The 21,026-nt window shown below is 68.7% G+C and carries 19 protein-coding genes; 9 read left to right on the top strand and 10 right to left on the bottom strand.

Annotated elements, in window-relative coordinates:
* Positions 1 to 19: 19 nt before the first annotated feature.
* Positions 20 to 1,117 (bottom strand): alpha/beta hydrolase, encoded by a 1,098-nt coding sequence (locus OG976_RS22320; protein ID WP_328353776.1) that lies wholly within the window; start codon positions 1,115 to 1,117, stop codon positions 20 to 22.
* A gap of 193 nt (positions 1,118 to 1,310) precedes the next feature.
* Here OG976_RS22320 and OG976_RS22315 point away from each other — a divergent pair, with 193 nt between their 5' ends.
* Both OG976_RS22315 and OG976_RS22310 read left to right on the top strand, forming a co-directional pair.
* Complete coding sequence (locus OG976_RS22315; protein WP_328353773.1) at positions 1,311 to 2,150, top strand: aldo/keto reductase; 840 nt, start codon at positions 1,311 to 1,313, stop codon at positions 2,148 to 2,150.
* Between the two features lie 120 nt (positions 2,151 to 2,270).
* Entirely contained in the window at positions 2,271 to 3,686 is a 1,416-nt protein-coding gene (locus OG976_RS22310) for an aspartate aminotransferase family protein (RefSeq protein WP_328353770.1), read from the top strand.
* A 13-nt stretch (positions 3,687 to 3,699) separates the two neighbouring features.
* Here OG976_RS22310 and OG976_RS22305 read toward each other — a convergent pair whose 3' ends face one another.
* From OG976_RS22305 to OG976_RS22295, 3 genes are read right to left on the bottom strand one after another with little or no spacing between them, the layout of a single operon-like run.
* Positions 3,700 to 4,407 carry an HNH endonuclease family protein gene (locus OG976_RS22305; protein ID WP_328353767.1) on the bottom strand — a complete coding sequence of 236 codons (708 nt, stop codon included), beginning with the start codon at positions 4,405 to 4,407 and terminating at the stop codon, positions 3,700 to 3,702.
* Entirely contained in the window at positions 4,404 to 6,623 is a 2,220-nt protein-coding gene (gene recG / locus OG976_RS22300) for an ATP-dependent DNA helicase RecG (protein ID WP_328353764.1), read from the bottom strand. Before recG ends, OG976_RS22305 begins: the two co-directional genes overlap by 4 nt.
* A gap of 2 nt (positions 6,624 to 6,625) precedes the next feature.
* Complete coding sequence (locus OG976_RS22295) at positions 6,626 to 8,317, bottom strand: DAK2 domain-containing protein (protein WP_328353761.1); 1,692 nt, start codon at positions 8,315 to 8,317, stop codon at positions 6,626 to 6,628.
* A 294-nt stretch (positions 8,318 to 8,611) separates the two neighbouring features.
* On the opposite strand from OG976_RS22295, the gene OG976_RS22290 reads away from it, so the two are divergent.
* Both OG976_RS22290 and rpmB read left to right on the top strand, forming a co-directional pair.
* A complete protein-coding gene (locus OG976_RS22290) occupies positions 8,612 to 9,841 on the top strand; it encodes an SfnB family sulfur acquisition oxidoreductase (RefSeq protein ID WP_328353758.1) in 1,230 nt (409 codons plus the stop codon).
* 136 nt (positions 9,842 to 9,977) lie between these two features.
* Positions 9,978 to 10,172 (top strand): 50S ribosomal protein L28, encoded by a 195-nt coding sequence (gene rpmB / locus OG976_RS22285; RefSeq protein WP_328353755.1) that lies wholly within the window; start codon positions 9,978 to 9,980, stop codon positions 10,170 to 10,172.
* A gap of 79 nt (positions 10,173 to 10,251) precedes the next feature.
* Here rpmB and OG976_RS22280 read toward each other — a convergent pair whose 3' ends face one another.
* Together OG976_RS22280 and OG976_RS22275 are read right to left on the bottom strand one after the other, a co-directional pair.
* Positions 10,252 to 10,980, bottom strand: coding sequence for a uracil-DNA glycosylase (locus OG976_RS22280; protein WP_328353752.1), 729 nt, complete (start codon positions 10,978 to 10,980; stop codon positions 10,252 to 10,254).
* 22 nt (positions 10,981 to 11,002) lie between these two features.
* Complete coding sequence (locus tag OG976_RS22275; protein WP_328353749.1) at positions 11,003 to 11,968, bottom strand: thiamine-phosphate kinase; 966 nt, start codon at positions 11,966 to 11,968, stop codon at positions 11,003 to 11,005.
* 161 nt (positions 11,969 to 12,129) lie between these two features.
* Here OG976_RS22275 and OG976_RS22270 point away from each other — a divergent pair, with 161 nt between their 5' ends.
* Together OG976_RS22270 and OG976_RS22265 are read left to right on the top strand one after the other, a co-directional pair.
* A complete protein-coding gene (locus OG976_RS22270; RefSeq protein ID WP_328353747.1) occupies positions 12,130 to 12,366 on the top strand; it encodes an Lrp/AsnC ligand binding domain-containing protein in 237 nt (78 codons plus the stop codon).
* Positions 12,356 to 12,928, top strand: a complete 573-nt coding sequence (locus tag OG976_RS22265) for a DUF3515 domain-containing protein (protein WP_328353744.1) — start codon at positions 12,356 to 12,358, stop codon at positions 12,926 to 12,928. The genes OG976_RS22270 and OG976_RS22265 overlap by 11 nt, the downstream gene beginning before the upstream one ends.
* Here the strand turns inward: OG976_RS22265 and OG976_RS22260 are convergent.
* The 3 genes from OG976_RS22260 to OG976_RS22250 all read right to left on the bottom strand — a co-directional run bounded on the left by OG976_RS22260 (position 12,925) and on the right by OG976_RS22250 (position 16,219).
* Entirely contained in the window at positions 12,925 to 14,025 is a 1,101-nt protein-coding gene (locus OG976_RS22260) for a D-alanine--D-alanine ligase family protein (RefSeq protein ID WP_328353741.1), read from the bottom strand. The genes OG976_RS22265 and OG976_RS22260 overlap by 4 nt on opposite strands.
* 67 nt (positions 14,026 to 14,092) lie before the next feature.
* Positions 14,093 to 15,202 (bottom strand): cystathionine gamma-lyase, encoded by a 1,110-nt coding sequence (locus OG976_RS22255; protein ID WP_328363892.1) that lies wholly within the window; start codon positions 15,200 to 15,202, stop codon positions 14,093 to 14,095.
* A gap of 6 nt (positions 15,203 to 15,208) precedes the next feature.
* Positions 15,209 to 16,219 (bottom strand): NAD(P)H-dependent glycerol-3-phosphate dehydrogenase, encoded by a 1,011-nt coding sequence (locus OG976_RS22250; RefSeq protein ID WP_328353738.1) that lies wholly within the window; start codon positions 16,217 to 16,219, stop codon positions 15,209 to 15,211.
* A gap of 149 nt (positions 16,220 to 16,368) precedes the next feature.
* Here OG976_RS22250 and cofC point away from each other — a divergent pair, with 149 nt between their 5' ends.
* The 3 genes from cofC (at position 16,369) to OG976_RS22235 (ending at position 20,264) form a co-directional block, all read left to right on the top strand.
* Positions 16,369 to 17,010: a 2-phospho-L-lactate guanylyltransferase gene (gene cofC, locus OG976_RS22245; RefSeq protein WP_328353735.1), complete on the top strand. Its 642-nt coding sequence runs from the start codon at positions 16,369 to 16,371 to the stop codon at positions 17,008 to 17,010.
* A gap of 50 nt (positions 17,011 to 17,060) precedes the next feature.
* Positions 17,061 to 19,226: an RNA degradosome polyphosphate kinase gene (locus OG976_RS22240; RefSeq protein ID WP_328353732.1), complete on the top strand. Its 2,166-nt coding sequence runs from the start codon at positions 17,061 to 17,063 to the stop codon at positions 19,224 to 19,226.
* A 69-nt stretch (positions 19,227 to 19,295) separates the two neighbouring features.
* On the top strand, positions 19,296 to 20,264 hold the full coding sequence (locus OG976_RS22235) for an NUDIX hydrolase (protein WP_328353729.1): 969 nt from the start codon (positions 19,296 to 19,298) through the stop codon (positions 20,262 to 20,264).
* A gap of 70 nt (positions 20,265 to 20,334) precedes the next feature.
* Here OG976_RS22235 and OG976_RS22230 read toward each other — a convergent pair whose 3' ends face one another.
* Positions 20,335 to 21,012 (bottom strand): HU family DNA-binding protein, encoded by a 678-nt coding sequence (locus OG976_RS22230; protein WP_328353726.1) that lies wholly within the window; start codon positions 21,010 to 21,012, stop codon positions 20,335 to 20,337.
* Positions 21,013 to 21,026 lie beyond the last annotated feature (14 nt).

The raw sequence follows: 21,026 nt of genomic DNA, 5'->3' as shown, positions 1-21,026 counted from the left end.
GCGTGGTGTCCGCACCCCGTCAGGCGCGGGCCAGGTGGGCGCGCAGCGCCGAGATCATCTCCGCGTTGGCGCCGGCGACCTGCCCGCCGAGTGCGTTGAGATTGAGGAAGGCGTGGGTCATCGATCCCATCCGCCTCGCATCGACGACGACGCCCGCTTCCTGCAGTTTTGCCGCGTACTGCTCGCCCTCGTCGCGCAGCGGATCGAAGCCCGCCGTGACGACCAGCGCCGGCGGCAGACCGCTCAGGTCATCGGCCAGCAGCGGGGACACCCGCGCGTCGGCGGCATCCAGGCCGGATCCACCCAGCAGGGATTCGGTGAAGAAGTCCATGTCCTGCCGGGTGAGCAGGAACCCGTCGGCGAACAACGTCCGGGACCGGCTCTGGCCGCGGAAGTCGGTGACCGGATAGATCAGCCACTGCAGCGCAGGCGCGGGGCCGCCGGCATCCCGGACCCGCAGGGCCACCAGCGCCGCCAGGTTCCCGCCGGCACTGTCGCCGCCGACCGCCACCCGCTCGGGGTCCGCGCCGAGTTCCGCGGCGTGCTCACGCACCCACAGGTAGGCGGCGTACCCGTCGTCGACGGCCGCCGGGGCCTTGTGCTCAGGGGCCAGCCGGTAGTCGACGGCCAGCACGTGGACGCCGGCGTCCCGGCAGATCAGCCGACAGGCCGCATCGTGGCTTTCCAGGTCGCCGACGACGTAGCCGCCACCGTGATAGAAGACCAGCAGCGGAGCCCGGCCATCGCCCAGCGGGCGGTAGTGCCGGGCCGGGATCACGCCCGCGGGCCCGGGTATCGACACCGCAGCGGTACCGGCCACCAGGATGTCCGGCTCGTCGAAGCTGGCGGAGAGTTCTGCCGTCTGGACGCGGCTGGCGATCGGGTCGTCACCGGCGCTGAATCCGGTCAGCCCCTGCAACCGCTGCGCGGTGGCCAGCATCTGCAGCGACGGATCGAGGGTGTTGCCGTCGATCGTGACCGCCCGGCCGCCGGAGACCAGCCGCTTGAGTACGCCGGGTAGATGCGGGATCACCTTCACCCCGGCCCGATTGCCCACCGCGAGCGCCTTCTTCGTCAACGGGCCGCGTGTGGTTTCACCGCTCACTGTCGCTGCCATGGCCTCAGCTTCGCACAGGACGCGATTAACGGATTCGACAATTACCCGGGCCCCTATACAGTGCACGCCTGACGCGGTGCCACAGCCCTGATCAGACGCATGCCTGGCTGGGTACTATCCTCAGCGTCGACGTCGGTCACCCGCGATCTGGGAGGTGTCCGGCGCAAGACCTTCGACAGCACAGGCAGGTGACATGGCACCGGCGGCCGAGATCCCCACCGTCACGCTCAACGACGACAAGACCATCCCCGTGATTGGCATTGGCGTCGCCGAGCTGTCGCCGGATGAGGCCGAGCGGGCGGTGACCGATGCCCTGGCAGCCGGCTACCGCCTGATCGACACCGCCTCGGTCGGCGGCAACGAGGAAGCCGTCGGCCGCGCCGTCGCCGCCTCCGGTGTGCCGCGCGAGGAACTGTTCATCACCACCAAGCTGGCCACCGCCGATCAGGGTTTCCAGGCTTCGCAGGATGCCGTCAAGGTCAGCCTCGAGCGCCTCGGCTTGGACTACGTAGACCTCTACCTGATCCACTGGCCCGCCGAACAGAACGGCAAATACGTCGACGCGTGGGGCGGGCTGCTGCGGATCCAGGAGGACGGCTACACCAAGTCGATCGGCGTCTCCAACTTCACCCCGGAGCACCTGTCGAACATCATCGACCTGTCCTACTTCACCCCCGCGGTCAACCAGGTCGAGCTGCATCCGCTGCTCAACCAGGCGGAGTTGCGGGCGGTGCACGCCGACTACTCGATCGTCACCGAGGCCTACAGCCCGCTGGGCGTGGGCAAGCTGCTGGAGAACTCGGCGATCGCCGCGGTGGCGAGCGCCCACGGCAAGTCCCCGGCGCAGGTGCTGATCCGGTGGAGCCTGCAGCTGGGCAACGTGGTGATCCCCCGCTCCTCGAACCCGCAGCGGATCGCCGAGAACATCGACGTGTTCGACTTCGAGTTGACCGCCGACGAAGTGGCGACCCTCAGCGGCCTCGACGACGGCACCCGCTTCCGGCCCAACCCGGACACCTACACCGGCGCGTAGTTCGGCCACCGATCCCGCTGCCGGACAACCCCATCGGCGTCGGCGGCTGTTTTCGACCGCCGGGTGGAGCGGGCGGTTAGGCTGCCGCGAAGTAACACCGATTGGTTGAAGAGGATCTCGATGAGCCAAGACACAGGCACGTTTCCTGCCCATGATCCCGCCGGCTGGCGACAGCTGCCGACGTCCCACACGCCACTGAACCCTGCGCGGGTCTCGGCACTGATGGCCAAGGAGTGGGAGCGGTACGCCAAGACCACCCCCGGCTCGGCCGATCACGCGGTCCGGTCGAGCAAGACGCTGCCGCTGGGTGTGACCAGCAGCTTCCAGTACTGGGATCCGTATCCGATGGGCGTGAAGTCCGCCCGCGGCGCCTACGTCACGGACTGTGACGACCGTCAGGTGCTGGACCTGTCGATGGGCTTCGGCGCGATGCTCGTCGGCCACCTCAACCCCACGGTGGTCGCCAAGGTCAAAGAGTCTCTCGACGACATCGGCACGCTGTTCGTGACCCCGTCGCCGGTCTCGACCGAGGTTGCCGAGAGGTTCAAGCAACGCTTCGGGCTGGACATGCTGCGGTTCACCAACTCGGGCACCGAGTCGACGGGCTATGCGGTGCGCACCGCACGCGCCTACACCGGCCGCAAGGCCATCGTGAAGATCGAAGGCGGCTACCACGGCGGCTACGACGGCCTTTCGGTGTCGGTCAAGCCCGACCTTTCCGAAACCGGTCCCGCGGACAACCCGACCCCGCAGGTGCCCTTCGACGTCGAGCCAGGCGAAGTGTTCGTCGTGGCCTATAACGACCTCGGCCAGATGGAACGCGTCCTGGCCGCCAACGCTGCTCGCGTCGCGTGCGTGATCATGGAGCCGGTCATCGAGAACCTCGGCATCGTGTTGCCCGACGCCGGCTACCTTGCCGGGGTTCGTGCACTGTGCGACGCGCACAACGTGCTGCTGATCTTCGACGAGGTCAAGACCGGCCTGACCGCCGGCGCCCATGGCGCGGCCGCCCGTCTGGGCGTCAAGCCGGACCTGATCACGTTGGCCAAGTCGATCGGCGGCGGCCTGCCGTTGGCCGCCTTCGGCGGCACCGCGGAAGTGATGCAGGCCGTCGTCGACAACCGCATGGCCCACTTCGGCACCTACAACGGCAACCCGCTCTGCATGGCCGCGGCGGCTGCGGTCGACGAGATCGCCACCCCTCAGGCGTTGGCGGCGGCCGAACAGGTCAACGACAACGCCATGGAAGCCATGGACACCATCATCCGCGAGTACGAACTGCCGGCCCACACCGTCGGCTTCGGCGTCAAGGGCGCGGTCACCTGGTCGCCCACCCCGATCCGCAACTACCGCGACTACAAACTCAGCACCGACTTCGAGGTCGCCGAGCTGGGCTGGTTGTGGGGGATCAACCGTGGCGTACTGACGCCACCCGGCATGGACGATCAGTGGCTGGTGTCGCTGGCCCACACCGATGCCGACATGGACAAGTGGGTGGGCGCGTTCGGTGAGCTGGCCAAGGAGCTACGCGCCTAGCAGCAGTCAGCCGTCAACCACTGGGACAGGAACTGGCCGCCTCGCGTAGTTCGTTGGCCGAGCCCTCGTCGACGGGCAGGGCGTAGCCGCGCAGGACCGCGATGAACTGGATCGCGTACTGACACCAGAAGGCGTGATTCGGCGGCATCCAGCTGGCCGGGCCCTGATCGCCCTTGTCCTGGTTGGCCGGTCCGGCCACCGCGATCAGATTGGCCGGGTCATTGGCGAACCGGATCCGCACGGGCTCGGGCCAGTCCCGGGCGCCCATGTCCCAGGCGTAGGCCAGCGGCACGATGTGGTCGATCTGGACGGCGGCGCCGACCTGGGCGCCCCGCACGAACGAGATGGTCTCGTTCGTGTACGGGTCGTGCAGCACGCCGCTGGCCACCGCGTGGGGGCAGCGCTTGATCGACACGTAGGCCTTGTCGACGAGGTCGCGGTCGAGGATGTCGTTGCGGGTGTCGCAACCGTTGTGCCCCAACGGGGCATCGTTGTCGTCAGCCCAGGCATCACCGAAGGCCGCGCGCCGGTAGTCGTAGCCGCGTTGCCGTTGCGGCACAACGACAATTCCGGCCAGCACGTCGGAGCCGGGGGCCACCGTCGGCACGTCGGCCCGGGCGGTCAGTTCCCGATCGTCACCCGCGGCGCCCACCGCCTGGACGGCGACGATCACAGCCAGCGCGGTGATGGCCGCCAGCCAGATCAGGTGGGCGCGTCTCACGCCTTGTCCAGGAAGTCGACGCGATCGGTGCCGGTGAACTGTCCGGCCAGCACCGCCATTCCCGCATCCTTGGGATTGGCGGCATACAGCTGCTGGCACAGCTCCCGGGCCTCGACGATCAGGTCGAGATGCTCGGCCAGCGACAGGAAGCGCAGTGTGATCGGTCGCCCGGACTGGTTGAGCCCCAGCACATCTCCCTCGCGGCGCTCCTGCAGGTCGAGGTCGGCCAGCACGAACCCGTCCAGGGTGCCCGCGACAGCCCTGAGCCGTTCGCCCGCCTTGGAGCCCTCCGGTAGTTTCGTGGCCAGCAGACACAGGCTCGGATGCTCGCCACGACCGATGCGGCCCCGCAACTGGTGCAGCTGGCTGATCCCGAAACGGTCGGCGTCCATCACCACCATCACCGTGGCGTTGGGCACGTCGACGCCGACCTCGATGACGGTGGTGCACACCAGGACATCGATCTCGCCGGCGCGAAACGCAGCCATCACCGCGTCCTTGTCCTCGGCGGAGAGGCGTCCGTGCATGAGCCCGAGCCGCAGTGCGGCCAACGGCCCGCGCCGGAGGGTGTCGTAGAGCTTGACCACGGTCTCGGCGGGCGGGCCGACCTGTTCGCCGCCGGTCTTGTCGTCCTCGTCGATGCGCGATGCCACGACATAGGCCTGCCGGCCCGCGGCGACCTCCTCGGCGATCCGCTGCCAGGCTCTGGCCAGCCACTGCGGCTTGTCCTTGACGAAGATCGTGTTGGTGGTGATCGGCTGGCGCCCGCGCGGAAGTTCGCGCAGCGTCGAGGTTTCCAGGTCGCCGTACACCGTCAGTGCCACGGTGCGCGGGATCGGGGTCGCGGTCATCACCAGCAGGTGCGGGGTCAGACCCGTAACAGCCTTGGCCCGCAACCGATCTCGCTGCTCGACACCGAACCGGTGTTGCTCATCGACGACGACGAAGCCCAGGTTTCGGAACTCGACCGCATCCTGCAGCAGGGCATGGGTGCCGACGACGATGCCCGCCTCACCGGATACCACTTCGTCGCGGACCTGACGCTTCTGCGCCGCCGACATCGAACCAGTCAGCAGCGCGATCCGCGTCGCCCCCTCGGCCCCGCCGAGCTGACCGGCCATCGCCAACGGCCCCAGCACGTCTCGGATCGACCGGGCATGTTGGGCGGCAAGGACTTCGGTGGGAGCCAACAGTGCGCACTGATACCCGGCGTCGACCATCTGCAACATCGCCAGCACCGACACGATGGTCTTGCCCGACCCCACCTCGCCCTGCAGCAGCCGATGCATCGGTTTGGTCGCGGCCAGCTCGTCACAGATCACCTCGAGCACCTCACGCTGACCGGCCGTCAGTTCGAATGGCAGTCGCCCCCTCAGGGCTTCGGCCAGGCCGTCGTCGCGTCGCGGCGCGGGCGGGCCGGACTCGGCCAGCTCGCTGTTGCGGCGCTGGGCCAGCGCCCACTGCAGCCCGACGGCCTCGTCGAACAGCAGCCGGTGGCGCGCCTCCTCGCGCTCGGCGTCGTTCTCGGCGAGATGGATTGCCCGCAGCGCGGAGTCTTCGTCGAGCAAACCGTAGTGGTGCACAACGCTTTCCGGCAGGGGGTCAGGGATCGGATCGAGCACGGCGAGCACCTGGCGCACGCAGGCGTAGATCTCCCAGCTCTGCAGTTTGGAGCTGGCTGCGTAGATCGGGAAGAAGTCACGTTCGAACGCCGACATCGAGAACTCGCCGGTCTCGGCCTTCGATACGTCGGCGATGGTCTTGAGGGACTTGCTCCCGAACTGGCGATCGCCATTAGGTGAGCTGAGCACCAGGAAATCCGGGTGGGTCAGCTGCATGGTGCTACGGAAGTAGCCGACCTCGCCGGACAGCATCAGCCGGGTGCCCGCGACCAAGCCCTTCTTGAGGTACTTGGCGTTGAAGAACGTCGCGGTGACCTTGCGCCGCCCCTGATTCAGGGTGATCACCAGGTATTCGCGCTTCGGGCTGCGATTGGTCCACCGCACCTCGGCCTTGTCGATCTCGCCGACAAACGTGACGTGTTCGCCTTCCTCCGGGGGCACCTCGTCCTCACCCCACACCGTCATGCCGTGGCTGTACTTGCGTGGGTAGTGCCGCAGCAGGTCGTCGACCGTGCGGAAACCGAATACGTCCTCGAGCAGGCCGGCCGCCTTGGCGCCGACGATCCCGTCCAGTCGGTCAGTGAGCCCGACCACGGCTACTCCACCCCGATCAACAGCGCATCCCCGCGGTGGCCGGTGCAGTACGTCACCAGTTCGATGCCGGGGTGGCGGCGGTGGACGTGGTCGGCCAGCGCCGCGGTGATGCCCGGGTCGATGCCCTGGCCGATCAGCACGGTCACCAATTCCCCGCCGGCAACCAGCAGCAGGTCGATCAGCCCGGCGGCCGCGGCGGTGACGTCCTTGCCGACAACGAGCACCTCGTCGCCGGCGATACCGAGACCGTCGCCGGGATGGCAGGTGCCCGCCCAGGTGAGGGCCTGCTCGGTGGCGATGCGCACCGAGCCGTGCCGGGCCCCTGCCGCGGCGCGGGCCATCGTGTATCCGTCGTCGACCGCCTGGCGACCGGGGTCGTGAACGGCCAGCGCCGCCAGCCCCTGCACCATCGACGCCGCAGGCAGCGCGACGACGTCGATCCCCCACCCGATACCTGCGGTGGCACCGGCCACCATCTCTTCGGCGGCCACGTAGCCGTTCGGCAGCACCATGACCTGGGCTGCGCCGGTATCGACGAGAGCCCGCAACAGTTGACGGGCGCTGATGCCGTTGGCCGGGTCGGCCGACGCCGGCGGGCTGGAGCGAAGCGACGGGGGGATCTGGACCGACTCCGGCCGCAGCACGAACGCGCCTTCCTGGCTGAACAATTCCTCGGCGCCGTCTCCGTCGACGACGGCCAGCACCGCGCGTTCGCGGCTCCAGCCGCCCGGCGAGACCCGGGCCGCGCCGGTGGTCAGCACCGAGATCTGGATCTTGCTGACCGCACCCGCCGCCAGCCCGGCCTCCACGGCCGCGCCGGCGTCGTCGGTGTGGACGTGCACCGAGTAGCGGTCCACCGACTCGCCCGCCGAAGCGGCGATACCCACCGAGTCGCCGAGTTCACCCAACCGCACGCGCAGCGCCTCCACGGCCGCCGCATCGCAGTCCGCGAGCAAATACATCACCTCGAACTGCGGCGGGGCGATGTCGGCGGGAGCGCTCTCCAGCGGCAGCGGTGCCGGTTCGTACGCGCGGCGATGGGCCGCGTCACCGCCGATCGTGGCGGTGAGCGCGTCGAGAAGGACCAACAGGCCGCGCCCGCCCGCATCGACCACGCCGGCATCGGCCAGCACGGCGAGCTGATCGGGGGTGCGCTCGAGCGCCGCGGCGGCGGCGTCTCCCGCTGCGGCCAGCGCGCCGGCCAGCCCGGCGCCGTCGGCGGCCCGATGCTCGATCGTGTCGGCGGCGGCCTGCAGCACCGAGACGATGGTGCCGTCGACCATCTGGCCGCCCATCGACGAGACGACCAGTCCGACGCCGTGGCGCAGCGCCGCCCCGAGTAGCTCGGCGTCGATATCGGCCAGCGCGCCCTCGGTGTCGGCGGCAGCCGACGCGGTCACGTCGGCCACTCCCCGCAGGATCTGGGACAGGATGACCCCGGAGTTGCCGCGGGCACCGTGCAGTGCGCCCTCCGACAGTGCGGCTGCCACCGCGGTCACGTCGCCCGAGCCTGCCGCGGACTTGGCTTCAGCCAGCGCCGAGCGCATGGTGAACAACATGTTGGTGCCGGTATCGGAGTCGGCCACCGGGAACACGTTGAGCCGGTTGATCTCGTCGGTGTGAGTGATCAGGTCGCCAACGGCGGTATGGGCCCAGTCACGCAGGGCTGACGCGTCCAGCCGTCGGTCCGGCATCGGCACCTCCCTCGCGATCCCTGACACACCGCATTCCGTCGCGTCAGCCTAGCCAGTCCACCCGACAGTTCGCCGTCACCGACGAACCTTTCGGACGTCGCGCACCACCGCATCTCGATCAGCGTGATTTTTACCCGTGCTGCAGCGGTGCGCGACTCACCTCGACCTGCCCAGCCCCCGTGCGGCGGCCCGGATTCGCGGCCGGTGGTGGCATGTCGCGGCGATGTCAGCGTCGGTCGCCGGTTCGGCGCGCGATCATGTCAGCGCATGTATCAGGCACGTTCAAAGGATCTGATGACCGCCTCACCCAGCGCCGAAGCCGGCACCACCCGAATCGCCTCGGTGCAGCAGGCGCTGGCGGTGGCCGCCGAACTCTCGAAGTCCTTCGCCGTCGGGGCACCCTCCCGGGACGCCCGCCGCGAACTGCCCCACACCCAAGTCGAAGAACTCAAGCGGTCCGGGCTGCTGGCCTTGCCGGTGCCGGTGGCCTACGGCGGCATCGACGCCCCCGCCACGGTGCTCGCCGAGGTGTTCCGCCTGCTGGCTCAGGGCGATCCGTCACTGGCACAGATTCCGCACTCACACTTCACCTTCTCCGAGGCACTGCGGCTGGAGGGCACCCACGAGCAGAAGGCGTTCTTCTACGCCCAGATCCTCGACGGGGCGCTGGTGGCCAACGCCCAGTCCGAACGCGGGCCGCACCTGATCGACGTGGACACCACCGCACTGGTGCCCTCGGCTGGCGACTTTGTGCTCAGCGGCCGCAAGTTCTACTCCACGGGGGCGCTGTTCGCCGACTGGATCGTGGTGCGCGCGTCACTGTCCGACGGCAACGGGGCCGCCCCGACGTCGCGTACACCCAAGGCGGTGGCGTTCGTCCCCCGCGACGCGGCGGGCCTGACCGTCGTCGACGACTGGGACGGCATGGGACAGCGCACCACCGCTTCGGGAACGGTGACGCTCGACCAGGTCCGGGTGCCGGCGGTTCATGTGGTGCCCTACACCCCGATCTTCGCGCGCCCGACGATCTACGGGGCGCGGGCCCAGCTTCTGCACGCGGCTCTGGACGTGGGAATCGCCACCGGTGCTCTCGCCGAGGGCGTTCGGCAAGCCGGCACAGCGCGCCCGCACTTTGAAGCCGGTGTCCCGGTCGCCACCGAGGACCCGACGCTGATCCAGGTGGCCGGCGAGGTCACGGTCACCGTGCGCGGGGCGCAGGCGCTGCTGGGTGAGGCCGCCCGGGCGGTCGACGTCGCGCGGGCCGACACCACCGAGGAGACGACGGCGGCGGCGTCGGTCGCGGTGGCGGTCGCCAAGGTGGCGGCGGTGCGGGCTTCGCTGGAGGCCGCCAGCGTGCTGTTCGAGCTGGGCGGCACCCGCAGCGCCACCGACGCGGCCAACCTGGCCCGATACTGGCGTGACGCCCGCACCCACACGCTGCACGACGCGACGCGCTGGAAGCTGCAGCACATCGGCCGCCACACGCTGTCGGGGACCCACCCGCCGCGCCATGGCCAGCTGTGATCGGCCCAGTTCAGCGCCATCAGCGGGACCATTTTGGCGTTCGGTTCACCTGCCGGTTATCCTAGTCAGGTTGTCGGGTCACCCGTAGCTCGGTCGTTGGCCCCTTGACCAGACGTTTACTACAGAGGAGTTCTACATGGCTGCCGTGTGCGAGATCTGCGGAAAGGGCCCCGGCTTCGGTAAGTCGGTGTCGCATTCCCATCGCCGGACCAGCCGTCGCTGGAACCCGAACATCCAGACCGTGAACGCCGTGAGCCGCCCCGGCGGCAACAAGCAGCGCGTGAACGTCTGCACCTCCTGCCTCAAGGCCGGCAAGGTCAGCCGCGGCTGATCTCCCTTATCTACGCCCAAACCGACGTTTGGGCGTAGATAGACGAGACGATCACGCCAATTCGTCGATCTCGGCGCTGCTAGGGCAGCCGCCAGTCGATCGGTTCGGCACCCATCCCGGCCAGTAGCTCATTGGCCCGGCTGAACGGCCGCGACCCGAAGAAGCCCCGCGAGGCCGACAGCGGCGAGGGGTGTGCCGACTCGATGGCCACGCACTTACTGTGCCCAATCGCCGAGTCGCTTCGCTCCTGCCCGCCGGAACCGTCCAGCATGGGCTTGAGGGTCGAGGCATCGCGTCCCCACAGGATCGCCACCATCGGCTGATCGCGCGCGGCCAACGCCCGGATAGCGCACTCGGTCACCGCCTCCCAGCCCTTGCCGCGATGCGAGGCCGGGGTGCCCGGGCTCACCGTCAGCACCCTGTTGAGCAGCATGACGCCGCGCTGCGACCAGGGCGTCAGGTCACCGTTCGACGGTGCCGGATAGCCAAGGTCGGCGGTGTACTCCGAGAAAATGTTGGACAGGCTGCGCGGCAGTGGGCGGACCTCGGGAGCCACCGAGAAGCTCAGGCCCACCGCATGGCCCGGTGTCGGGTACGGATCCTGACCGACGATGAGCACCCGCACCGACTCGAATGGGAAGGTGAACGCCCGCAGCACATTCGGGCCTGCGGGCAGATAGCGGCGGCCCTCGGCGATCTCGGTGCGCAGGAACTGGCCCATCTGCGTCACCTGGTCGGCCACCGGTGCCAGCGCCCGGGCCCAGCCGTCCTCGACGAGTTCATTGAGCGGTCGGGCGGTCGTCGTCACGAACGCAAACCTACCGAGGCGATCAGTCGAAGGATTGCCAACCCGCCGGTCCGGCCCACGGCTGCCCGTCCACCAGCACGGCGGGTGTCCCGTCAGAGACCGCACCGATCACCCGCCAGCCGTCGGGAACACCGCCGGCGAAACAGGCCACCAGAGCGTGATCTTCGCCACCGGCCAGCACCAGCGACCACGGATCGGTGCCGGTTGCCGCGGCCGCGGCCGTCACCGCGGCAACGTCGGGGTGCAGCGAGTCCGCGGCCAGATCGACCACCACCCCGGATGCCTGCGCCAGATGACCGAGGTCGGCGAGCAACCCGTCGGACACATCGGTCATCGCGAGGGCTCCCGCTTCGGCGGCGCGCACCCCCTGCCCGTACGGCGGCCGCGGCACCAGATGCCACCGCTTCAGATCCTCGAAGTCGTCGATGCCGTTGCGCCACAACGAGTATCCGGCCGCCGAGCGGCCCAGCTCGCCGGCGACCGCGATCACCGAACCGGCACGCGCTCCGCTGCGCAGCACCGGGGCACGCCCGGCCAGGTCACCCAGCGCCGTCACCGAGACCACCCACTGCGGGCTGGCCACCAGGTCGCCGCCGACGATCCCGGCGCCGAACTGCCCGGCCTCCTGCCACATTCCGTCGGACACGTCCTGCAGTTGCCGGGCCGGGGTGTCGGCCGGGGCGCCGAATCCGACGACGAACGCGGTGGCGCGAGCGCCCATCGACTCGACGTCGGCGGCGTTCTGCGCAATCGCCTTGCGCCCCACATCATGTGGCGCAGACCAATCCAGCCGGAAATGGCGGCCTTCAACGAGCATGTCGGTGGTCACCACCACCCGCCCGTCCGGTGCGCTCACCACTGCGGCGTCATCCCCGGGACCCACCGTCACACCGGAGGGTTGGCGGCGTCCGGCCACCAGGCGCTCGATCATCGGGAACTCACCCAACTCATGCAGCGTCGGTTCAGTGCCCTCGGCGCCCTCGGCCACCACGTTTCCCCTTCCGCAACGGCGCGCTCCACAGCCGCAAGGCGTCCCAACCTGCGGTAAGTTTGGTGCCTGCCGACGCGCAGCCCGCGTCGCGAACGGGACACGTCAGTGTAGGCGGGGCGGCACCGCACACGGCAAACATCGAGACGAGGAGACGACGGGTGGCCGAGGCGTACATGCTGATCCAGACCGAAGTGGGCCGCGCCGAGGTCGTCGCCAAGCAGGTGGCTTCGCTACCCGGCGTGCTGTCCTCGGAGTACGTCACCGGCCCCTATGACGTCGTCGTGCGCGTCGGCGCGAACAGCACCGCCGACCTCACCGCCAACATCGTTCCCAGCGTTCAGCAGGTTGCCGGGATCACCCGCACGCTGACCTGCCCGATCGCCGATGCCGACTGAGCCGCTGCCCGCTGCGGCGCAGGACCAGGACGACATCTCGGATGGTCCGCCGCGCGCGGTCCTGATCGCCGCACTGGTGATCGCCGTGGTCGCTATCGGCGCGATCCTGGTCATCGCCGCCACCCGCAGCACCCCCACCCAGCCGGTGGCGATCGCGTCGGTGCCCGCCCCGCAGGCAGACTCCCCCGACTGCCACGCCCTCGTTGAGGCCGTGCCCGGAAAACTCGGCGGTGCGGACCGGGCGGCGGCCATGGAGCCCGTCCCGGCCGGGACCGCGGCCTGGCGGGCCGACGCCGACGGCGATGCGGTGATCCTGCGATGCGGCATCGACCGTCCTGCCGAGTTCGTCGTCGGCTCCCCTATTCAGATGGTCAACCAGGTGCAGTGGTTCCGGCTCGACGACACTGCCACCGACCGCAGCACCTGGGTCAGCGTGGACCGGCCGGTCTATGTGGCGCTGACACTGCCGTCCGGCTCGGGCCCGACTCCCATCCAGGCGGTGTCGGACCTGATCGCGCGCACCTTGCCGGCCGTGGCGATCAGGCCTGGCGCGGCCCGCTAGCGAAGGCCGGTCCCGCGGGCCAGTGCGGTCTCGACCATGGTGCCCACCAGCGTCGGATAGTCGATACCGCTGGCGCCCCACATCCGCGGAAACATCGAAATCGTGGTGAACCCCGGCATCGTGTTGATCTCGTTGACCACCGGGCCGTCTTTGGTGAGGAAGAAGTCGACGCGGGCCAGGCCCTGGCAGTCGAGCGCCTCGAATGTCCGAATCGCCAAGCGCTGCAGTTCTTCTGCGACGTCGTCGTCGATCTTCGCCGGTACGTCCAACTCGGCCGCGTCGTCGAGGTATTTGGTGGCGAAGTCGTAGAAACCGTCCTCGCGGCCCCGCACGCCGGCGACCCGGATCTCTCCGATCGCACTCGCCCGCACCGAGCCGTCCGGGAATTCCAATACGCCGCATTCGAGTTCGCGGCCGACGATCGCGGCTTCGACGATCACCTTGGGGTCGTGTCGCCGGGCCTCGGCGATCGCCCCTGGCAGTTCGTCGGCGTGCATCACCCGGCTGACGCCGATCGAGGACCCACCGCGCGACGGTTTGACGAACATCGGGAAACCAAGGCGCTCAATGTCATCCAAAGTCAGCGCGGCTTGCTGCGGCCGCAGCACCACGTGATCGCCGATCGGCAGTCCCGCGGCGGCGAGCAACTTCTTGGTGAACTCCTTGTCCATCCCCGCAGCGCTGGCGAAGACCCCGGCACCCACGTACGGCACCCCGGCCAGCTCCAGTAGGCCCTGGATGGTGCCGTCCTCGCCGTACGGGCCGTGCAGGATCGGGAACACCACGTCGACCGAAGCGAGAATCTCCCCCGCACCCGGCTCGAGTGATACCAATTCGCCCCGGCGCTGCGGGTCGGCCGTCAGCACCAGCGCGGCCCCCGACTCGCCGCTGACCTCGGGAAGCTGCCGTCCGCTGATCGCCAGGGTTTCGGGCCGGCCGTCGGTCAACACCCAGGACCCTTCGGGCGTGATGCCGATGGCCACCACCTCGAAACGCTGCGGGTCGAGGTGGCGCAGGATGCTGCCCGCCGAGACGCACGAGATGGCGTGCTCAGAGCTGCGGCCGCCGTAGACGACGGCGACGCGGATGCGTGTCACAACCTAGAGAGGCTACAGCCCGGCCATTGGGCACACGATCCGGCGGCGCGAGCAGCGGCGCTGCCGTTCACCGCGGGTCGAGGGCCCGCAGCACGTCAGCCACCAGGTCGTCGGTGTCCTCGATACCGGCCGAGATCCGCGCGAAACCGTCGCTGACCGGGTCGCCCCAGCGGGCACGCCGGTCCACCGACGTATGCAGCCCGCCGAAGCTGGTCGAGGCCACCAGCAGCTCGCTGCGCCCCACCAGGTCGTGGACGGCCTGGGCGTCGGCGAGTTCCACACTCACCAGCCCGCCGAAGTGGCGCATCTGCGCGGTGGCCACCGGGTACGACGGGTCCTCCGGCAGGCCGGGGTAACGCACCGCACGCACGCCGGGATGGCTGCGCAGCGCGGCGGCCAGGGCTGATGCGTTCTGGCATTGGCGGGGGAAGCGCAGACCCACACTGCCGATGCTGCGCAGCACCAGCCAGGCCTCGAAGGCGCCCAGGATGGCACCGGAGAGCAGGCGCTCCCGCTGCACTTCGGCCATCAGCTCGGGTTGGCTGCCCGCGACATAACCGGCCAGCAGATCGCTGTGGCCGGCCAGGGCCTTGGTGGCGCTGGCCACCACGAGGTCGGCGCCCAGCGACAGCGGCTGCTGACCCAGCGGCGTCGCGGTGGTGTTGTCGACCACCAGCTTGGCCCCGCGCCGTCGACAGATTCCGGCCAGCCGATGCAGGTCGATAACATCGAGGTTGGGGTTGGTCGGGGTTTCGGCCAGCACCGCGTCGGCACCCTCGGCCGCCTCGCAGATCTGCTCGGCCGAGGCCTCCCTGACGATAATGCCCAGGGGTGCAAGGCTTTCCGAGGCAAAACGGCGGACCTGGTAGTAGCCGTCAGCGGGCACGACCAGCACCGAGCCTGGCTTGGTCACCACCCGCAGCGCCGCGGTGATCGCCGCCATCCCGGAACTGAAGCTCAGTGCGGCGGTCGCGCCCTCGAGTTGGCCGAAAGCGGACTCGAGTTGCCGCCAGCTCGGATTGGAGCTGCGGCCGTAGGTGTCCGCCTCGCTGCCCTCGTCGGGCGACAGGTGAAACGCCGAGGCCGGAACCGGGCCGGGGCTGACCGGCTGGCCCGGAATCGCTTCGGCACCAACCGCTTTGACTGCGCGGGTGGAATCGCCGTAACCGTCGACCATCGTCACCTACTCCGGCTTGGTGCTTCGGCCGAGCAGCAGCACCACGGCCTGATCGACCGACAGCCCCTTGTGGCAGACCTGCTGCACGGCGTCGGTGAGCGGCATCTCCACGTCATAGCTGGAGGCCAGCGCCAGAATCGAGGTGCAGGAGGTGACGCCCTCGGCGACGTGGCCGTCGGTGGCGCGCAACGCCGCATCCAGGGTTTCACCGCGGCCGAGCCGTTCGCCGAAGGTCCGGTTGCGCGAGCGCGGCGAGGTGCAGGTGGCCACCAGGTCGCCGACACCGGCCAGACCGGCCAACGTGGCGGGCTTGGCGCCCAATGCGATACCGAGGCGCATGATCTCGGCCAGCCCGCGGGTGATGATGGCCGCGGCGGTGTTCTCCCCCAGCCCAACCCCGGCCGCCATCCCGCATGCCAGCGCGATGACGTTCTTACAGGCGCCGCCGATCTCGGTGCCGATGACGTCGGCGTTGGTATAGGGCCGCAGATATCCGGTACTCATCGCGCGCTGCAATGCCACAGCACGCCCGGAGTCAGTGCACGCCACGACGGTGGCCGCGGGCTGTTCGTCGGCGATCTCGGCGGCCAGGTTGGGGCCGGAGACCACCGCGACCTGACCCGGGTCGACTCCGGTCACCTGAGCGATGACCTGACTCATCCGCATGAGCGTGTCCAGTTCGATGCCCTTGGCCAGGCTGACCAGGGTGGCGCCGTCGGCCAGCAGGCCGCGCCAGTGTTCGAGGTTGGTGCGCAACGTTTGCGACGGCACCCCCAACAGAACGGTGGTCAGGCCGTCGAGCGCCTCGGCCGGGTCGGTGGTGGCTCGGATCCGGGCAGAGAGGTCGACGCCGGGCAGGTAATGCGTGTTGGTGTGCTTGGTGTTGATCTCCTCGGCCACCTCGGGTCGACGCACCCACAAGCGCACATCCGAACCCGCGTCGGCCAGCACCTTGGCCAGGGCAGTACCCCACGCGCCGGCACCCATCACCGCGGCCGTGCCCACCGTGCTCGTCATCCCCATAACGTACCCAGGGCCGCTGATCACCCGCGAACAGGCGCAAAATCGCAGGATTGGTGTCCCAGCAGTGCGATTTTGGGGCTGCTCGCGGGCCAGGCGCACCACCGCGGCGTCGCCGCTGCGCTGACGCTGGCAGGATGGCCAGCATGAGCGCTGGGCCCGATGTCGCACTGATCATCGCGGTCAAACGGCTCTCGGCGGCCAAGACCAGGCTGGCACCGGTCTTCGCAGACGGGGTGCGCGAACAGGTGGTGCTGGCGATGCTGGTGGACACCATCACCGCAGCCCAGGGGGTCGAGGCGGTGCGGTCGATCACCGTCGTCACCCCCGACCAGACGGCCGCGGCGACCGTTCGCGCGCTGGGCGCCGACGTCGTGGCCGACCCCACCGCACCCGGTCATCCCGACCCTCTCAACACCGCCGTGCTGACCGCGTGGACGGCGGTGAGCAGCCACACCCCCAACACCGTTGTGCTGCAGGGTGATCTGCCCGCGCTGCGGGCGGCCGAACTGGGCGAGGCGCTTGCGCAGGCCCGCTCCCATGAGCGCAGCTTCGTCAGCGACCGCCACACGAGCGGAACCGCGGCGCTCTTCGCGTTCGGAGTGCCCCTGGATCCGCGGTTCGGCACCCATTCCGCGCAGTGGCATCGCGACTCGGGTGCGGTCGAGCTGACCGGCGCGTGGCCGGGGCTGCGCTGTGACATCGACACCCCCGACGACCTGCAGCAGGCTCGCCGACTCGGTGTCGGAAGCGCGACGATCCGGGCAATCGACCTGAACAAAGCCTGAACGACAGTTGACTTTGAGCGGCAGGCATCCGCGTCCCGCGCCGATGAGGGATGATCGCTGGTGTGACCGATACGGAAGCAGAACCGAGAGCCGCGGACGACGACTGGCAGCCGGGTGAGACGCCGGTCGCCCCGCCCGCGGCCACCGCGGCGGCGGTGGAGGACCCTCTGCCCGAAGACCGGTACCTCAACCGCGAGCTGAGCTGGCTGGACTTCAATGCCCGGGTGCTGGCGCTGGCCGCCGACACCTCGATGCCGCTGCTGGAACGCGCGAAGTTCCTGGCGATCTTCGCGTCCAATCTCGACGAGTTCTACATGGTCCGCGTTGCCGGACTCAAGCGGCGCGACGAGATGGGCCTGTCGGTCCGCTCGGCCGACGGATTGACCCCCCGCGAGCAGTTGCGCCGCATCGGCGACCGCACCCGGCAGATCTCTCTGCGGCACGCCGAGGTGTTCCTGGAATCGGTCCGGCCCGGCCTGGCCGAAGAGGGCATCCACATCGTCACGTGGAAGGAACTCAGCGAGGCCGATCGCACCGATCTGTCGAAGTACTTCCACGATCAGGTTTTCCCGGTCCTCACACCGCTGGCCGTGGATCCGGCGCACCCGTTCCCGTTCGTCAGCGGCCTGAGCCTGAACCTGGCCGTCGCCGTCCGCTCACCAGAGGACGGCGGGGAGCACTTCGCCCGGGTCAAGGTGCCCGACAACGTGGATCGCTTCGTCGTGCTCCGCAGCGCCGATCCCGATGACAAGTCGGTTCGCTTCCTGCCCATGGAGGAACTCATCGCGGCGTTCCTGCCGGTGTTGTTCCCCGGCATGGAAATCGTGGAGCAGCACGCATTCCGGATCACCCGCAACGCCGACATGGATGTCGAGGACCGCGACGAAGACCTGCTGCAGGCTCTCGAGCGGGAACTGGCGCGGCGACGCTTCGGCCCGCCGGTGCGACTCGAGGTCGCCGACGACATGACCGAGCACATGCTCGAGTTGCTGCTGCGCGAATTGGACGTCCACCCCGGCGATGTGGTGGAGGTGCCAGGGCTGCTGGACCTTTCGGCGCTGTGGCAGGTCTACGGAGTCGACCGTCCCGCCCTCAAGGACCGTCCGTTCGTGCCGGCCACACACCAGGCCTTCGGTGAACGCGAAACCCCCAAGAGCATCTTCTCGACACTGCGTGACGGCGACGTGCTGGTGCATCACCCGTACCACTCGTTCTCGACGAGTGTGCAGCGGTTCATCGAGCAGGCCGCCGCAGACCCGAATGTGTTGGCCATCAAGCAGACGCTGTATCGCACCTCCGGTGACTCCCCGATCGTCAACGCCTTGATCGAGGCTGCCGCCGCGGGCAAGCAGGTGGTCGCGCTGGTGGAGCTCAAGGCCCGCTTCGACGAGCAGGCCAACATCAAGTGGGCCCGCGCCTTGGAAGATGCTGGCGTGCATGTGGTCTACGGCCTCATCGGGCTCAAGACCCACTGCAAGACCTGCCTGGTGGTGCGCCGCGAGGGCTCGACCATCCGCCGTTACTGCCACATCGGCACCGGCAACTACAACCCGAAGACAGCTCGGCTCTACGAAGACGTCGGCCTGTTGACGGCGTCGCCCGACATCGGCGCCGACCTGACCGACCTGTTCAACTCGCTGACCGGCTACTCGCGCAAGGTGAGCTACCGCAACCTGCTGGTGGCCCCGCACGGCGTTCGCCGCGGCATCGTCGAGCGCATCGATCGCGAGATCGAAGCTCACCGCGCCGGAGGCAACGGCCGGATCCGGCTGAAGGCCAATGCCCTTGTCGACGAGCAGGTCATCGATGCGCTCTATCGCGCGTCGCAGTCGGGGGTGCGGGTCGAGATCGTCGTACGCGGTATCTGTGCACTCAAACCGGGCGTCGAGGGATTCTCCGAGAACATCGTCGTCCGGTCGATTCTCGGTCAGTTCCTGGAGCACTCGCGGATTTTCCACTTCAACGCCATCAACGAGTTCTTCATCGGCAGTGCCGACATGATGCACCGAAACCTCGACCGCCGCGTCGAGGTGCTGGCTCAGGTCAAGGACCCGCGCCTCACCGGATATCTCGACGAGATCTTCGAGTCGGCGATGGACCCGTCGACCCGGTGCTGGGAACTCGGATCCGACGGCAGTTGGACCGCCTCACCACAAGACGGTCGCCAGGTCCGCGACCACCAGGTGTGGCTGATGGAACTCCATCGGCAACGCTGAGAGCACCTTCCATTACAGCCGGCCGGTTCTGCCCTGAGGCGGGACCCGAATTGACTTGTGGGAGTTGAAGTGGCCAAGGGGACGTCACGCGGCGGCTCGAAAACCAGTTCGACCAAGAACGTTTCGAGTAAGAAAGGCAAACCCGCCCAGCGCGTGATCGCCGCGGGAGCTGTCCTGTGGCGGCCGGGTCCCGAGACCGGCCGGATAGAGATCGCGCTGATCCACCGACCGCGCTATGACGACTGGTCACTGCCCAAGGGCAAGCTTGACGCCGGCGAGAACGAACCGGCGGCCGCGGTACGCGAGATCTGGGAAGAGACCGGCCAGCGGTCACATCTGGGCCGCTGGCTGACCGAGGTGAGTTACCCGATCCCCGAAGGCATCAAGGTGGTGCACTACTGGGCGGCACGCGCTGTTGGTGGCGAGTTCGCTCCCGGCGACGAAGTCGACCGACTGGAGTGGCTGTCACCGGAGGACGCCTCGGACCGGCTTACTTATCCGCACGACCGCGACGTTCTCAAGAAGTTCGCCGAACACCCCGCTGACACCCAGACGGTATTGGTCGTCCGGCACGGGACCGCCGGGGTGAAATCGCGCTACAAGGGTGACGACCGGAAACGGCCGCTGGACAAGAACGGTCGCGCCCAGGCCGAATCACTGGTCGCACAACTGATGGCGTTCGGGCCCACCGCTATCCACGCCGCCGACCGGGCCCGCTGCACGCAGACGGTCGAACCGCTGGCACAGGAACTGGGCGTCACGATCACCACAGAAGCCGACCTCACCGAGGAGTCCTACGCCGAGAATCCCCAGGCCGCACGGGATCGCCTGCTCGACATCGTCGCCCACGGCGGCACCCCGGTGATCTGCACGCAGGGCAAGGTGATTCCGTATCTCCTGGCGTGGTGGCGCGAGGGTGACGTCGGCAAGCCGGACCGGGTCCGCAACCGCAAGGGAAGCACGTGGGTGCTCTCGCTGGCGGGCAACGAGATCATCGCGGCCGATTACATCGCCAGCCCGCTGGCCCGCAAGAGCTAGCCCGCGTTCGGACCCCAAACATGCGAATACGCCGCGGGCACTGGGCCCGCGGCGTATCCGACGGTGAACTTTAGCGACGGCCCTTCTTGGCCGGAGCCTTCTTGGCCGGGGCCTTCTTGGCCGGAGCGGCCTTCTTGACCGGAGCCTTCTTAGCCGGAGCGGCCTTCTTGGCCGGAGCGGCCTTCTTGACCGGAGCCTTCTTAGCCGGAGCGGCCTTCTTGACCGGAGCGGCCTTCTTGACCGGAGCCTTCTTAGCCGGAGCGGCCTTCTTGACCGGAGCGGCCTTCTTGACCGGAGCCTTCTTAGCCGGAGCGGCCTTCTTGACCGGAGCGGCCTTCTTGACCGGAGCCTTCTTAGCCGGAGCGGCCTTCTTCACGACGGCCTTGCGGACCGCCTTCTTGACGGCAGCCTTCTTGACCGGGCCACTGACGGCGCCGCGCTTGACCGCGGGTCCCTCGGACGGAAGCTTCTGCGCGCCAGAGACGACAGCCTTGAACTGGGCGCCGGGACGGAAGGCAGGAACGGAAGTCGGCTTTACTTTCACGGTTTCACCGGTGCGCGGATTGCGCGCAACGCGGGCGGCCCGACGACGCTGTTCGAAAACACCGAAACCGGTGATGGTCACACTGTCGCCCTTGTGCACCGCGCGCACAATGGTGTCGACGATGTTCTCGACCGCGTCAGTAGCCTGCCGACGATCCACGTTCAGCTTCGCGGTGAGAGCGTCGATCAGCTCTGCTTTGTTCATTCAATTCCTCCGAA

The organism is Mycobacterium sp. NBC_00419 (genome assembly GCF_036023875.1).
Classification (GTDB): Bacteria; Actinomycetota; Actinomycetes; order Mycobacteriales; family Mycobacteriaceae; genus Mycobacterium.
The sequence above is the reverse complement of the archived record's forward strand: the minus strand, read 5'-3'. Positions and strand labels throughout refer to the sequence as shown.